At 42.4% G+C, this 13,792-nt stretch carries 9 protein-coding genes and 1 riboswitch; of the genes, 4 read left to right on the top strand and 5 right to left on the bottom strand.

What is annotated here, in order from left to right; all coding sequences use genetic code 11:
• Positions 1 to 3 precede the first annotated feature (3 nt).
• Positions 4 to 1,818, top strand: a complete 1,815-nt coding sequence (locus ACTJJQ_RS01915; RefSeq protein WP_017366993.1) for an IucA/IucC family protein — start codon at positions 4 to 6, stop codon at positions 1,816 to 1,818.
• 45 nt (positions 1,819 to 1,863) lie between these two features.
• On the opposite strand, the gene ACTJJQ_RS01910 is transcribed toward ACTJJQ_RS01915, so the two are convergent.
• The 5 genes from ACTJJQ_RS01910 to ACTJJQ_RS01890 form a co-directional block, all read right to left on the bottom strand.
• Positions 1,864 to 2,721: a GNAT family N-acetyltransferase gene (locus tag ACTJJQ_RS01910; RefSeq protein ID WP_035392462.1), complete on the bottom strand. Its 858-nt coding sequence runs from the start codon at positions 2,719 to 2,721 to the stop codon at positions 1,864 to 1,866.
• A gap of 97 nt (positions 2,722 to 2,818) precedes the next feature.
• The gene (locus ACTJJQ_RS01905) at positions 2,819 to 3,754 is read right to left on the bottom strand and encodes a hypothetical protein (protein WP_008348558.1); all 936 of its coding nucleotides are present in this window, start codon (positions 3,752 to 3,754) and stop codon (positions 2,819 to 2,821) included.
• A gap of 117 nt (positions 3,755 to 3,871) precedes the next feature.
• Complete coding sequence (metH, locus tag ACTJJQ_RS01900; RefSeq protein ID WP_440599899.1) at positions 3,872 to 7,300, bottom strand: methionine synthase; 3,429 nt, start codon at positions 7,298 to 7,300, stop codon at positions 3,872 to 3,874.
• Entirely contained in the window at positions 7,284 to 9,125 is a 1,842-nt protein-coding gene (locus ACTJJQ_RS01895) for a bifunctional homocysteine S-methyltransferase/methylenetetrahydrofolate reductase (protein WP_268449138.1), read from the bottom strand. The genes metH and ACTJJQ_RS01895 overlap by 17 nt, the downstream gene beginning before the upstream one ends.
• Before the next feature lie 78 nt (positions 9,126 to 9,203).
• A riboswitch (SAM riboswitch) is annotated at positions 9,204 to 9,322 on the bottom strand.
• Between the two features lie 81 nt (positions 9,323 to 9,403).
• The gene (locus tag ACTJJQ_RS01890; protein WP_073415101.1) at positions 9,404 to 9,895 is read right to left on the bottom strand and encodes a YajQ family cyclic di-GMP-binding protein; all 492 of its coding nucleotides are present in this window, start codon (positions 9,893 to 9,895) and stop codon (positions 9,404 to 9,406) included.
• Positions 9,896 to 10,121: 226 nt separating this feature from the next.
• On the opposite strand from ACTJJQ_RS01890, the gene ACTJJQ_RS01885 reads away from it, so the two are divergent.
• The 3 genes from ACTJJQ_RS01885 to ACTJJQ_RS01875 all read left to right on the top strand — a co-directional run bounded on the left by ACTJJQ_RS01885 (position 10,122) and on the right by ACTJJQ_RS01875 (position 13,751).
• Positions 10,122 to 10,970, top strand: coding sequence for a CvfB family protein (locus ACTJJQ_RS01885; protein WP_017360190.1), 849 nt, complete (start codon positions 10,122 to 10,124; stop codon positions 10,968 to 10,970).
• A gap of 157 nt (positions 10,971 to 11,127) precedes the next feature.
• Positions 11,128 to 12,105, top strand: coding sequence for a BMP family lipoprotein (locus ACTJJQ_RS01880; protein WP_039167385.1), 978 nt, complete (start codon positions 11,128 to 11,130; stop codon positions 12,103 to 12,105).
• Positions 12,102 to 13,751, top strand: a complete 1,650-nt coding sequence (locus ACTJJQ_RS01875; protein WP_440599898.1) for a methyl-accepting chemotaxis protein — start codon at positions 12,102 to 12,104, stop codon at positions 13,749 to 13,751. The genes ACTJJQ_RS01880 and ACTJJQ_RS01875 overlap by 4 nt, the downstream gene beginning before the upstream one ends.
• Positions 13,752 to 13,792 lie beyond the last annotated feature (41 nt).

Here is a 13,792-nt window from a genome sequence, read left to right as displayed (position 1 = left end):
CCGATGAGTATACAAGATGAAATGAAAAAAGCGGTCAATCCTGCTGCTTGGAAAAAAGCAAACCAGCGAATGGTGGCAAAAATGCTGTCCGAATATATGTATGAGGATATGCTTCATCCCGTTCAGCTAAATCATCAGGATGGCATCGCCCAATATGAATTAATCATTCACGAACAGAAGAAATATCGTTATCTCGCAAAACCTCGTTTGTTTGATAGTTTTGATACGATTGCTGAATCGATCGAGTGCTGTCAAGACGGAACGTGGACAAAGGATGTTAGTGCCATTGTGTTTTTACTAGACATTCAGCCGATCATCCCAATGTCTTCTGAAACAACTGGCCATCTGATCAAAGAGCTTCACCATACCTTGTTAGCTGATGTTCATTTGCTGTCGAAAAAAGCACTTCGTGCAGATGAGCTGACGGATACAGATTACGCATGGATTGAAGGCGAGATGACTGGTCATCCGTGGATCGTCTATAACAAAGGGCGTATTGGGTTCAGCTACGAAGATTACTTAGCCTATGCACCTGAAAGGCAGGAATGTGTGCAGCTGTCTTGGATTGCTGTTCACCGAGAGCTTGCGACTTTCCATGCGGTCGATCATGAGAACTATGAGCACATCATTGCCAAGGAATTAGACGAAGTCACGATTCGTCAATTCCAACGTGTGTTAAAGGATGAAGGGCTGAATGCGGCTGATTATTATATGATGCCTGTTCATAAATGGCAGTGGACACATATGATCATCCAACATTTCCCCGAAGATTTAGCGATGCGCCGTATTGTGTATTTAGGAGAAGGGCTGGATCAATATATTCCACAGCAATCGATCAGAACCTTTACGAACATCTCAAATAAAGGCAAGCATCATATTAAATTGCCAATGAGTATTTTAAATACGCTAGTGTACCGGGGGCTCCCATCAGAACGTACGGTGATTGCTCCTCGTATTACAGCGCATATTAAAGGCATCGCCGATCAAGACGTCTTTTTGTCCGATGTATGCCGCGTCATTTTACCAGGTGAGAATGCGAGTATCAATGTTGATCATCCTTATTACAGCAAGCTACCTGGTGCGCCATATCAATACCTTGAAATGCTTGGAGTCATTTTTAGAGAAAGCATTTATACGTATTTAGATGAAGGGGAGAGCCCTGTTACGCTGGCGGCACTGACGTATGAAGATCATGAAGGCGAGCCTTATCTGAAGCAGCTCATTGAAAAATCGGGTCTGTCAGCAAAAGAATGGATGGCGTCATTCTTCCATGTTGTCATGCCGCCGCTTCTGCACTTTATGTATCAATATGGCACGGTGTTTTCACCGCACGGACAAAATACAATTCTTGTATTAAAAGATCATAAGCCGCATCGTTTGGCGATCAAAGATTTTGTTGATGATGTGAACATTAGTGATCAACCGCTGCCTGAATTGGCTTCATTAGAAGAAGATCTAAAGGAAGTGCTGCGTAGTGAGCCGCCTGAGGGTCTTGTACAATTTATTTTTACGGGCCTGTTTATTTGCAATCTTCGTTACGTGTCAAACGTGTTAGACAATCACAATCTGTTAGATGAAACGACGCTTTGGCGCTTGCTTGCAGAAGAAATTCAGCAGTATCAAAAGCAATTTCCACAACTAAAAGATCGTTTTGCTTTATTTGATCTATTCCAGCCTCAGCTGACAAAGCTTTGCTTAAACCGTAATCGCATGATTGATTATGGCTATGGAGATGGAGATGACCGGCCGCATGCATCAGAGCATGGCAAGGTCACAAATGCACTCGCTCAAGTTCTCTCATCCGTAGGCGAAAAATAAATAAGAAAAGCTGTAGACAACATCTGTCTACAGCTTTTTGATTTTTTAAGAAAATGCTTGTGAGGCCAGGAAATAGAGAAGCGCAGGATCGTTCTGCTTTTCGTTCCCGCGAATCATCATAAAATGTGCGACGTTTGTTTTCGTAAATCCTGCTTCTACAAGTGATGCATGCAGGCGTTCAGCTGTTTCTTCCTGCATATCTAAACGAAAGGCGCCAGAATAAGACGTGAGAAGTGATTGAATGAGTAATAGCGCCGTTTGTTCATCGTTTGCTGCAAGCGGGCCAATCATCAGATTAGCTGGTGTTTCCACACCAAACGCGAAGCCGGTGATTTCGTGGTGTTCATCCTTTGCGATCAGTTTAAATGCTGCTCGCTCCATTCGTTTTATTAAGAAGTTTGATCGATTGGTTCCTGCGCCTTTTTCATCCAGTCTTTCAATAGACGGGAGGTGCGTTTCATCAGCGGGAAAAAGATGAATCTGATGTGACGGATGAAGCGCACTAGGGTTTGTTTTTTGTGCTTTGTATGTATGAATATAACCGGCTGTCTGAAAGCCGATTTTTTCATAGACTGGCTGTCCTTGTACAGTAGCCGTTAAAACGACAGGGACACTTGGATCACTATGACGAAGCAGTGTGTCAATCATTTGACGGGCAAGACCGAGGCCTCGATGTGTCTCAGATACAATGACCGCTCCAATTGATGCCACACTGTCATACTGAAAAAGTCCAGCGCATGAAATGACTTGTCCTTCAGTTGTTGTAAAACCGGTAAAATGTCCATTTGTTAAAAGAGATGTGAGCTCTTCCGCATTGTAATCAGGCCAATCGACCTCTTTTGACAATGCGACAAGGTCTGGTATGTCATCAAGGGTTAAAGATCGTTGAATAACGTTTGGCAATACACGCAACTCCTTCTTAGCTGATTTCTCTCTATGTATCGTACCATAAGAACGCATAAGAAAAAGGAAAAGGGGATACCTTTTCCTTTTGTCTAGTTTAATAATTGAGGTCACGGTTGTATTCATATTCAAAGGTGAGCTGTAAGTTCTTAATTGAGACAACGCCTACTTTGATTAACCGTCCACCGATCAATTGAGGAACCTCGGTTGCATTAAAAGAAACAAAAAAGCGGTCTTTTGCTGGCACTTGACTTGTTTTATAAGAAGAGATGTCAACTTTTTGACCGTTCCAAGGTACGTTCACTGTTCCGCCTTTTAAGGAAGAGACGGTGAATACATAATTATATGCATTTGTACTACCTTTTTCAGCTTCTAATGACAGGCCAGTGACAACGGCATCCTGCGGCAAGCTGCTTAAATCAAAAGAAGAATTGGGAGATCCGGCTTCATTGAAACTATTCAATGTGGCAGGTGATCCATATCGTTTGGTTGTGCCTTTTTCAATACTTTTATCAAAGACAATACGATACATGTTGTCCTCTTCATTTAATAATTGCTTTGGTTTGACGGCTAAATAGTAGTCAGTACTGGCGGCAATTTTCGGCATATGGATGATTTCATTTTGGTTGTTTGTTCGCACAGAGGAAGACACGAGTGACCCGCTCTGATTGTAAAGATAAAGATCGAAATCATTTCCAGCTTTCACATTGACGAGTTTGATAGAAAAGCGGCCATCTGCTCCATCAAATTTAGAGCTGGTGAACCGGTAAAAATCAATGTCATTCATAGAAGAGATACTGCCTTCGTGATATAAATAGGTCTTGTTTAGATGAAGAGAGTGCTGTAAGAATTGAGCTTTGTCCATCGTATCATTGTTTGCATAATCACTGTCTGGATACAGATGCTCCAATTCTTCTGTATAATATTTGGTTTGTTTAGTAGACGTTTCACTTGCTTGAGCAGGTGATTGGAAAAGAGGGCTAGCGATAAAGAGGCCTGTAAGCAATAAAACCCCGATCTTCTTTTTGAACATGACAAACATCTCCTTTTAAGTAAATGACTTTCATTTATAATATCGGTAAATAAACTTAATTTTTCATATTTATTCCATTTTTATTTATAAAAAGAACCTCCAATTCAGGAGGTTTTTTTAGTGAACGTTAAAATATCGAGCTTCAGGATGAGAAACGACAATGGCTGAAACGGATGCTTCAGGCTCCATCATAAACCCTTCTGTGAGATGAATCCCGATTTTTTCTGGCTGCAGCAGGTGGAATAGTTTTTCTTGGTCTTCTAGATTAGGGCACGCTGGATAACCAAAGGAATAGCGCTGACCTTGATATTTGGCTTGGAATCGTTTCTCCATCGTGAAATCGACTGGGTCTGGGAATCCCCATTTATCACGAATTACTTGGTGCGTTCGTTCAGCCAATCCTTCTGCAAGCTCAAGTGCTAAAGCTTGGACAGCATGCATTTTCAAATAGTCACCCTCTTGTTTAAATTGCTGCGCAACTTCTCGTATGCGGGCACCAGCCGTCACTGCAAATAAGGCGATATAATCTTTCTCGTTCTCTCCGGTTTTCCGCACATAATCAGAAATAGACCGGTACGGAAGTTTTTCCTGTCTTGGAAATTGGAATGTCTCAATGACGCGGTCAGGCGCTTCTGGATCATAGATATGCAGGTCATTCCCATTTGAATTGGCAGGGAAGAATTGATAGACGAATGCAGGTGCAAACCAGTTTTTCTCTCTGCCTTCTTGAAGAAGATCTGTGATCAGCTGTTTTAACTCCAATGCTTTTGGATGCTGTTCAGCCAAGAGCTTTTTGACCTTTCCTTTTAAACCGAGGTGATGGCCGATCAGCATTTGCTCATTGACATAGGGCATTATGTGGTGCAAATCAATATCCCGTACATAATGGCGTTTCGTATTTTCTGGCGTGAATATCGCTGCCTCCGGAAGTGTCGCGCGTTTTTCTAGTAATTCAATCACAGCTTTTGGCTGCGTTGTTTCTTTTTCCTTATGGAGCGTTTCTTGATCCTCTAAGGGTTTTGTTTGAAATTGAAGAGGGTTCGTTCTTAATTCATTCGCTAAAGACAGACCGTCCATTGCATCTTTGGCGTAAAGGACGGGGCCATCATATTGAGGCGAAATTTTCATCTTCGTAAACTTCCGTGAAAGCGCCGCGCCGCCCACCAAAATGGGAACAGAGATGTTTGCTTTTTGTAAATCTTGAGCGGTCAAGACCATTTGCTGTGCTGATTTGACAAGTAAACCTGATAGTCCAATCATATCTGGCTTTTCTTTTTGCACCGCTTCAATCAATGTTTGTGGGGTTACTTTAATTCCGAGATCGACGACGTGAAAGCCATTATTGCTCAAAATGATGTCGACCAGGTTTTTCCCTATATCATGGACATCTCCTTTGACGGTGGCGAGGAGAATCTTCCCTTTGCCGCTTGCGTCCTTTTTCTCCATAAATTGCTCAAGGTATGAAACAGATGCTTTCATGACCTCAGCGGATTGAAGCACTTCAGCTACGATCAATTCGTTTTGATTAAAAAGCCGACCAACCTCTGACATTCCCTGCATTAATGGTCCATTGATGATATGAAGAGGTGATTCAAATTTTTCCAAAGCAAGGGCAAGGTCATCAATCAGTCCTTCTTTCGTCCCTTCGACGACATAGAGTGCCAGTCTTTCATCAAGCGATAAGGAGATCTTTGGTTTTTTCTCTGTTTTCTTTTTCCCGCGATAAAATTGGGTAAACTCAGCAAGGGTTTGATCATTTGTTTCATAAAGTAAAGTTTCAGCCAGCTTGATTTCTTCCTTTGGAATTGAAGCGAAGCGTTCAAGCTTTTCAGTATTCACGATTGCATAATCAAGCCCTGCTTTTACGCAGTGATACAAATAAACGGCATTCAATATTTCTCTGCCAACTGGCGGGAGTCCGAAAGACACGTTACTAATGCCTAAAATGGTGAGACATTCAGGCAGTGCTGCTTTGATTCGCTCAATGCCTTTAATCGTCTCTTCAGCAGCCCCAATATACTGTTCGTCTCCAGTACCTACTGGAAAGACAAGCGGGTCAAAAATGATATCACTCGCAGGGATTCCATATTTTTTCGTGAGCAGGTCATGGGATCTTACGGCAATCTCAAGTTTTCGATCTGCTGTGACGGCCATCCCTGTTTCATCGATTGTTCCAACAACAAGTGCGCCGCCATATAGCTTGACAAGCGGAAGAATCTCTTCAAAGCGCTCTTCTCCATCCTCTAAATTAATAGAATTGATAATGGCTTTTCCTTGAGAATACATGAGTGCTTTTTCGATGACATGTTTATCGGTTGAATCAATGACAAAAGGAGCTTTCACTTTTTTCATGGCTTCTTTTAAAAAGCCTTCCATGTCTGCTATCTCATCACGATCAGGGTCTGCTAGACACACATCAATGACGTGAGCGCCATTTTTCACTTGAGCACGGGCAATTTCTGCGGCCTCTTCAAACTTTTGTTCTGCGATGAGCCGTTTGAATTTGCGTGAACCAATGACATTTGTGCGCTCACCAACAAAGAGGGGGCGCATCGCTTCTTCATAAATGAGGGGCTCGATGCCTGATACGGTATGCGGTGATGACTCATGCGACATGCTGCGGGGCTGAAGCGAACGTACTTCATCTGACAATGCCTGAATATGTGCAGGCGTTGTACCGCAGCAGCCGCCGACGATATTTAACCAGCCTTCTTTTGCAAAAGCGGCAATTTTTTTAGCAAGCGAAGCAGGGGATTCGTGATATTGCCCTTCTTCATCAGGGAGACCAGCGTTTGGATAGCAGCTGACAGCCGACTTTGAGATGGAGGAGAGTGTACGGATATGGTCTGTCATAAATTCTGGACCAGTTGCACAGTTTAGTCCGACGCTGATTGGTTTCATATGCTCAAGTGAGATATAAAAGGCTTCAATATCTTGACCGGCAAGGGTGGTGCCCATTGGTTCAATCGTCCCTGACACCATCAGTGGCAGCTCAATACCGGTTGCATGAAAAGCTTCTTGAATGCCTTTAAATCCAGCTTTGACATTCAGCATGTCTTGACTCGTTTCTAAAAGAAGAGCATCACATTTCCCATCAATCAGGGCGCGGGCTTGTTCTTCATAATTTGCAACGAGCTCTTCAAATGTTGTGCCGCCTGTCACGGATAATGTTTTTGTAGTGGGTCCCATTGCGCCTACAACAAAGCGGGGCCAGTCTGGTGTCGATAAATGGTCTGCTTCACGCTTTGCCAGCTGAGCTGCTTTTACGTTCAATTCATAGGCGAGATGGCCAAGTCCATATTCATCGAGAACGAGCTTCGTCGCGCCGAATGTATTTGTTTCGATTAAATCTGCACTTGCTTCAAGATATTGCCGGTGAATCGTGGAGATAATATGAGGGGCTGTGACGTTCAAATATTCGTTACAGCCCTCATACTCTTCTCCGCCGAAATCCTCTGCTGTGAGATCGGCGTTTTGAATCATTGTGCCCATTGCACCGTCAAGGACGAGGATGCGCTTTTTGAGCTGTTCAGTGATAGTTGACATGGGTGTTTGGCTCCTTTTCTTTCTGATGGATGTATGTTGTCAGTTCTGCTGTTAAATCTGATCGAAGGAAAGGGGTAATTAAATAGATGCCATTAAACAATTCACAGGCTGTATCTAATAAAGAGCGGGCAATCGCTAACCCTTCTGTCCGCTGCTTTTCTTTATCTTCGCCTGCCTTGGCCATAATCTCACGAATCGAGTCAGACAATTTAATGCCGGGAATTTCATGATGAATAAACTCAGCATTTCGGCTGCTTGTTAGCGGCATAATGCCGATGTAAATCGGTTTATCCAAATGTCGGCTTTCTTCATGAATCTTCACAAGCTGTTCCTCAGAGTAAACAGGTTGTGAAATAAAATAATCGGCACCGTATTCGATTTTCTTCTCGAGGCGTTTGACCGCTTTATCAATATGACGGACATTTGGATTAAACGCGCCAGCCACTGAAAAATTAGTCTTTTTCCCGAGCGGTTTCCCAGAGAAAGATAGCCCCTCGTTAAATTGTTTGATCAGACGGATCAAATCAAAGGAGGTTAAATCATACACAGATGTCGCACCTGGGAAGTCTCCAATTTTAGACGGATCGCCTGTGATGGCTAAAATATCGGTTAGTCCAAGTGTGTCCAGCCCCATTAAGTGGGATTGGAGTCCAATTAAATTGCGATCACGACATGTGATATGGACAAGTGAACGCATATCAAGCTGCTGTTTTAATAAAGCGCCGCATGCCACATTGCTAATACGCGGGGTAGCTAGAGAGTTATCGGCCAGTGTGAGGGCATCAATGCCTGCACTTTTTAATTCGTTCGCTGCGACGAGGAATTTTTCAAAGTTCAGCTTCTTCGGCGGATCCAGCTCGACGATAATCGAACGTTTTTTCACAGCCAGCTCGTCAAGACCTGGTTCTGTCCGTTGATCTTGGATGGAAATGATTTCTTCTTTTAATACTTTCACTTCTTTTTCGGTAATAGGTGCTAAATCTTTGACCGCCTCAGCCATAGCACTAATATGCTGAGGGGTTGTTCCGCAGCAGCCTCCAATGATTCGTGCGCCCTGATTTCTAAACTCAAGTGCACTTTTTCGGAAATAATCATTATCTGTATCATAGACGAGTCTGCCTTCTTCAAGGGAGGGGAGACTGCTATTTGGATAGACAGATAAATGAGAATTTTCCAAAAGTGGAACACCTTCAAGTGCCTGAATCATATGATAAGGGCCTAATCGGCAGTTAATGCCGACGACATCAGCGCCAAGTGAGGATAATTCAGATAAACCGTCTTTTAGCGGTGTACCGTCCTGTAATACACCTTGCTCATGCATGGAGACGTTCATGACAATCGGAAGCGCTGTTTCTTTGCGAGCAATCTCAAGAACGGCTTTTGCTTCTTCAATATCGTAGTATGTTTCAAGCAGTAATCCATCAGGCTCTTCATTTAAAAGGATATAGAGCTGTTCTCTAAAGCTCCGTTTAATCTCGTCTAAAGAGTAGGCATTTTTGTTAAATGTTCGAATGCCGCCGATCGTTCCGAGGACATAAGCTGAGCCAGCGGCTGCTTTGGCAATTTGTACAGCTTTTGTGTTAATGCGTTTTGTTTCTTCCTCTAAGCCGTAGCGGGATAGTTTAATATAATTCGCACCGTATGTGTTCGTTTGAATAATGTCCGCTCCAGCTTGCACATATGCCTCGTGCACTCTTTTGACTTCATCTTCTTTTGATAAATTTAATTCTTCAAAGCAGCGGTCAATGCCATAAGAGTATAAAAGTGTTCCCATTGCTCCATCAGCAATCAGTACGCGATTTTGTAAGTCTTGTAATAGGCCCATTGGTTTCCTCCTTATTTCTATGTAACAAAAAAAGCCTTCTGATAAGAAGAAGACTTTTTGGCTGTATGGAAATTCTTCTTCTTATCTTCCAAGCAGTTGCTTGCTGGATTTAGCACCTTGGTCATAGAAAATAGATTTCTACTACACCGGTTGCTGAGGCTTCACAGGGCCAGTCCCTCTGCCTCTCTTGATAAGAAAGCGATATGAACATGTCAATGAATTGAACTTCCATCAACTGTATCGAAAAAATCGGAAATAATCAATGGAAAATTTGAAATTTATCGAAAATTTATAAATTGGACGTCAATCGGTAAATCTGCCTTGCGCATAAGCGCCATCACTTCTTGTAAATCATCTTTATTTTTTCCTGTCACACGCACTTGGTCATCTTGAAATTGCGACTTTACTTTTATACCAGATTGTTTGATCAAGGCATTGATCTTTTTGGCATTGTCCTTATCAATCCCGCTAATCAGCTTTGCACGCTTGCGAACGGTTCCACCTAGGGCATGTTCTGTTTTTCCGTAGTCAATGTTTTTAGTCGGTACGTTTCGTTTAATCAGTTTTGTCACAAGGACATCCTTTAGCTGCTCCAGCTTGAAGTCATCATCAGAAATGAGAACGAGTTCTTCTTTTTCTAGTGAAATATCACTTTTACTTCCTTTAAAATCATAACGGTTTTTAATTTCTTTCAGTGCTGCTTGAATGGCGTTTTGCACCTCTGGCAGCTCCACCTTCGATACAATATCAAATGAACTTTCTTTTGCCATCACATATGACCTCCAACTATAGATATTGCGTCTATTTTATCATGCCCATAGGGGAAGAAGAAACTTTATCGAAGCGAGTTCAGATGCATGCGGTATAATTCAAGTACAGTTTGTCCACTTTAGCTAACAGAACTAGAGATGTTCATGATGACAGAAGTATAGTAGAATAAAGTGAATCAAAAGATGAACGAACGCTCTTTTAAGGGCAGATAGGAAGGAAGAGAACATGAGACCAGGTGAGCAACTGACCTTGCAAATAGATAACGAGATGGAATACGGCTACTTTTTAACAGATGGCGAAGATTCTGTTCTCCTACATCGCAGTGAGATGACAGAGGATATTGGAGATCGTGATGAAGTAGAGGTCTACTTATATGTAGATCATGAGGAAAGACTGGCAGCGACGATGAAAATTCCTAAAATCAATGCACATACATACGATTGGGTAGAAGTCGTAGACGTTGTAGAAGATATGGGTGCTTTTGTCGATATAGGTTTGTCAAAGGATGCACTTGTTGCAACTGAACACCTCCCGCCTTTTGAGGAAGCGTGGCCGAAAAAAGGCGACAAACTATACTGTATGCTCAAAGTGACAAGTTACGGGAGAATGTTCGCAAAACCAGCCACTGAAGATGTGATCAGTGAATTATTTACTGAGGCGCCAGAAACGTTAATGAACAAAGAAATTACGGGAACGATTTATCGCTTAATTGCGACAGGTTCTTTTATGCTGACAGATACAGGCGTGCGTGGGTTTATCCACCGCACGGAACGAAAGGAAGAGCCTAGATTAGGATCGACCGTGACAGGACGCGTCATTGCAGTGAAAGAGGACGGAACCGTGAACGTTTCTCTGCTGCCTAGAAAACAGGATGCATTATCTGTCGATGCAGAAGAAATTTTAACTTACATGAGAACGAGAAACGGTGCAATGCCTTACGGGGATAAAAGTGATCCAGAAGATATCCGGGAAAGATTTCAAATGAGCAAAGCAGCCTTCAAACGAGCATTAGGTCATCTGATGAAAAATGATCTTGTTTACCAAAAAGAAGGATGGACATACGAGAAAAAGTGAGCATTTGCTCACTTTTTTTATTTTTATCATAAATAATGGTTTTTTTCAGTGAAAAAAGTCATGAAAAAAGCTGAAAATCCTTCACTTTATCATTGAAACAATGCCTCTCAAATCCGATAAATAAGGGGTAAGGATGATAAAAGGAGTGTGTTTTTGGATGAAAGTGAAGATTTCATTACTTCTGATGGCAGCGATGATCATGGTACTCGCCTCATGCAGCAATCAGCAGGGAGGACCCCCGGTATCAAATGCGAAGCATATTGGTGTCATGCTGACGGATGATGGTCTTGGTGATCAATCATTTAACGATTCATCATTTAAAGGATTAGAAAAAGCACGTGATGAGCTTGGCATTGAATTCGATTATAGAGAAATTGCAGAAACCGATACATATGAAAAAGGGCTGACCGAGCTTGTGAAAGATGGAAATGACCTGATCATCGGTGTAGGTTTCAGTATGCAAGAAGACTTAGAAAAGGTAGCGAAAAAATATCCGAAAAAGCAATTTTTACTCATTGATGCTGTGTCTGAATTGAAAAATGTCACATCAGTGACTTTTAAAGAAGAGCAGGGCAGCTATCTAGCGGGAGCACTTGCTGCCATGACAACAAAAAGTGATGTTATTGGTTTTGTTGGCGGAGTCGATGCAGAGGTGATCCACCGATTTGAACAAGGCTATCAAAAAGGCGCAAAATCTGTGAATCCGAAAATCAAGGTCGTATCCACGTATGCTGGCACATTTAGTGATGCAGGCAAAGGCAGTAAAATAGCGAAAGACATGATCAAAAAGAAAGCAGATGTTTTATATGCCGCAGCCGGTTATACGGGTGTTGGTGTATTAAAAGAAGCGCAAACGCAAGGCAAATACGCAATCGGCGTGGACAGCGATCAGTATTATACAGCTGAAAAAGCCGTTATTTCGTCTATGGTCAAAAAAGTAGATGAAGTCGTTTATCAATTCAGCGAACAGCTCGTCAAAAGCAGCAAAATCAAAAGCGGGCATATCGTTTATGACTTAAGTAATGACGGAATCGATATGGCAAGAATCCGGGTGCTCAAAGATGCTGAGAAATTGACCAAAAAATTAAATGGACTGAAGCAGACACTTCTGAAAGAAGAGGGGGCAGCATCATGAGCTTACGCATCAAAATTTTGCTCAACTCACTCATTTCACTTCTTTTAGCGGTTGGCGTAATTGCCTTTATTATTGTGAGCATGACAAAGATTCAGTCATCAAGCGAAACAGAAGTTCAAACATTACTGAACGTACAAAAAACGAAGGCCAGCTTTGAAAGTGTCGAACAAGCCATGACCAATTATTCCATGACCCTTTCAGATGAACAGCTAGAGGTCGTTCAAAGCGATATATCGACAGCGAAAAAACAGCTGCAAACGTTAAACAAAAACGCAGGAAATATGAACAAAGAAGCTCTAACACGGTTAAATTCAAAGTTTGACACATGGACGCAAGAAGCAAACAATGCCATTGGTGAAAAAAATGCCTCTGATGCCAGACGAGTAGCTGCCAGAATTGACGGTGTTTTAAACGACGTGCATACGATGAATAAAAGAGCACAAGAAGCGTATGAATACCATTTAGAGGAGGCGGCAGACAATGTGCAAAGGATCATCACAAGCGCATCTGTCGCAGCCCTCACGCTGATTGTCATCGCCGTCTTTTTAAATATTGGTTTAACGAGATCCATTGTGACACCAATCAAATCCCTTTCTTACCGGGCAAAACAGATTGCCGAAGGAAACCTCGCTGTGGAGCGGATGAACATCAAGCGGAAAGATGAAATCGGTGGCTTAAATGAGTCGTTCAATCAAATGACGGATCAGCTAATTAGCTTGATTCAAGAAATCAGCCATGTCTCAAGCCAAGTAGAATCATTCTCAGTTCAGTTAGATGATGAAAACAAAAAGCTTATGGAATCGGCCAATCAAGTGTCTGTATCGACAGACGAAATGGCGAATGGTTCACAAGCGATTTCAGAAGACCTTCAGCATGGCGTTAGTTTGATTGAGAAAATGGATTCACATGGCCGTAAGAATTCCGAAAGATCACATACAGTCATCCGTAGTACAGAGGATGCCATTGGAGCGGTGGAAAGCGGAAAGCACACGTTAACAGAAACAAAAGCAGCCATTGAAAAAAATACACGTGCGACGAGACAAATTGAAGAGTCAGCAGGAGAATTCACTCAGTACGCAAGCGGAATCTCCGCAATGGCCAAAACGGTTTCTGATATTGCGGACCAGACAAACCTCCTCTCACTCAATGCGGCGATTGAAGCGGCAAGAGCAGGAGAAGCTGGCAAAGGGTTTGCCGTCGTAGCGGATGAAATTCGTAAGCTGGCAGATGAATCGTCTCGTGCAACAAGACAAATTTTTGACATGGTGAGTCATATTGAAAAAGGCATTCAATCCATTAGCCAAACTGTACAAGAAGGGGTCAAGCTATCACTTCAGCAACAAGATGCAATGGACAAAACCTCACACTCCTTTGAAGATATAGAAACAAAAGCACAACATATTAAGCAAGAAATGGCGGTCTTAAATGACCAAATTATTCAATCAACAGAGCTTGGCGGACAAGTGCTGCACTCGATTGAAAATATTAGTGCCGTTGTAGAAGAAACGGCAGCGGGCAGCGAAGAAATTTCTGCCTCGGCAAACGAACAGCTGCAATCTTTCCATCAAATGAACAAACAAGTAGAAGAACTGATGAGTATGACAGCAAGGTTAAACGAAACCGTTCACCGATTTAAGCTATCATAAGAAAAGCACCCTTCCCGTGATGTTTCAGGGAAGGGTGCTTT

This window comes from Bacillus sp. 22483, from assembly GCF_052044605.1.
In the GTDB taxonomy this organism is placed as follows: Bacteria; Bacillota; Bacilli; order Bacillales; family Bacillaceae; genus Bacillus; species Bacillus altitudinis.
The sequence above is the reverse complement of the archived record's forward strand: the minus strand, read 5'-3'. Positions and strand labels throughout refer to the sequence as shown.

What these genes read in the sequence shown, in the direction of transcription:
- ACTJJQ_RS01875 (WP_440599898.1), top strand. Translation starts at nt 12,102, where the DNA reads ATGAGCTTACGCATCAAAATTTTGCTCAACTCACTCATTTCACTTCTT.
- ACTJJQ_RS01895 (WP_268449138.1), bottom strand. Translation starts at nt 9,125, where the DNA reads ATGGGCCTATTACAAGACTTACAAAATCGCGTACTGATTGCTGATGGA.
- ACTJJQ_RS01915 (WP_017366993.1), top strand. Translation starts at nt 4, where the DNA reads ATGAGTATACAAGATGAAATGAAAAAAGCGGTCAATCCTGCTGCTTGG.
- ACTJJQ_RS01890 (WP_073415101.1), bottom strand. Translation starts at nt 9,895, where the DNA reads ATGGCAAAAGAAAGTTCATTTGATATTGTATCGAAGGTGGAGCTGCCA.
- ACTJJQ_RS01880 (WP_039167385.1), top strand. Translation starts at nt 11,128, where the DNA reads ATGAAAGTGAAGATTTCATTACTTCTGATGGCAGCGATGATCATGGTA.
- metH (WP_440599899.1), bottom strand. Translation starts at nt 7,300, where the DNA reads ATGTCAACTATCACTGAACAGCTCAAAAAGCGCATCCTCGTCCTTGAC.
- ACTJJQ_RS01885 (WP_017360190.1), top strand. Translation starts at nt 10,122, where the DNA reads ATGAGACCAGGTGAGCAACTGACCTTGCAAATAGATAACGAGATGGAA.
- ACTJJQ_RS01905 (WP_008348558.1), bottom strand. Translation starts at nt 3,754, where the DNA reads ATGTTCAAAAAGAAGATCGGGGTTTTATTGCTTACAGGCCTCTTTATC.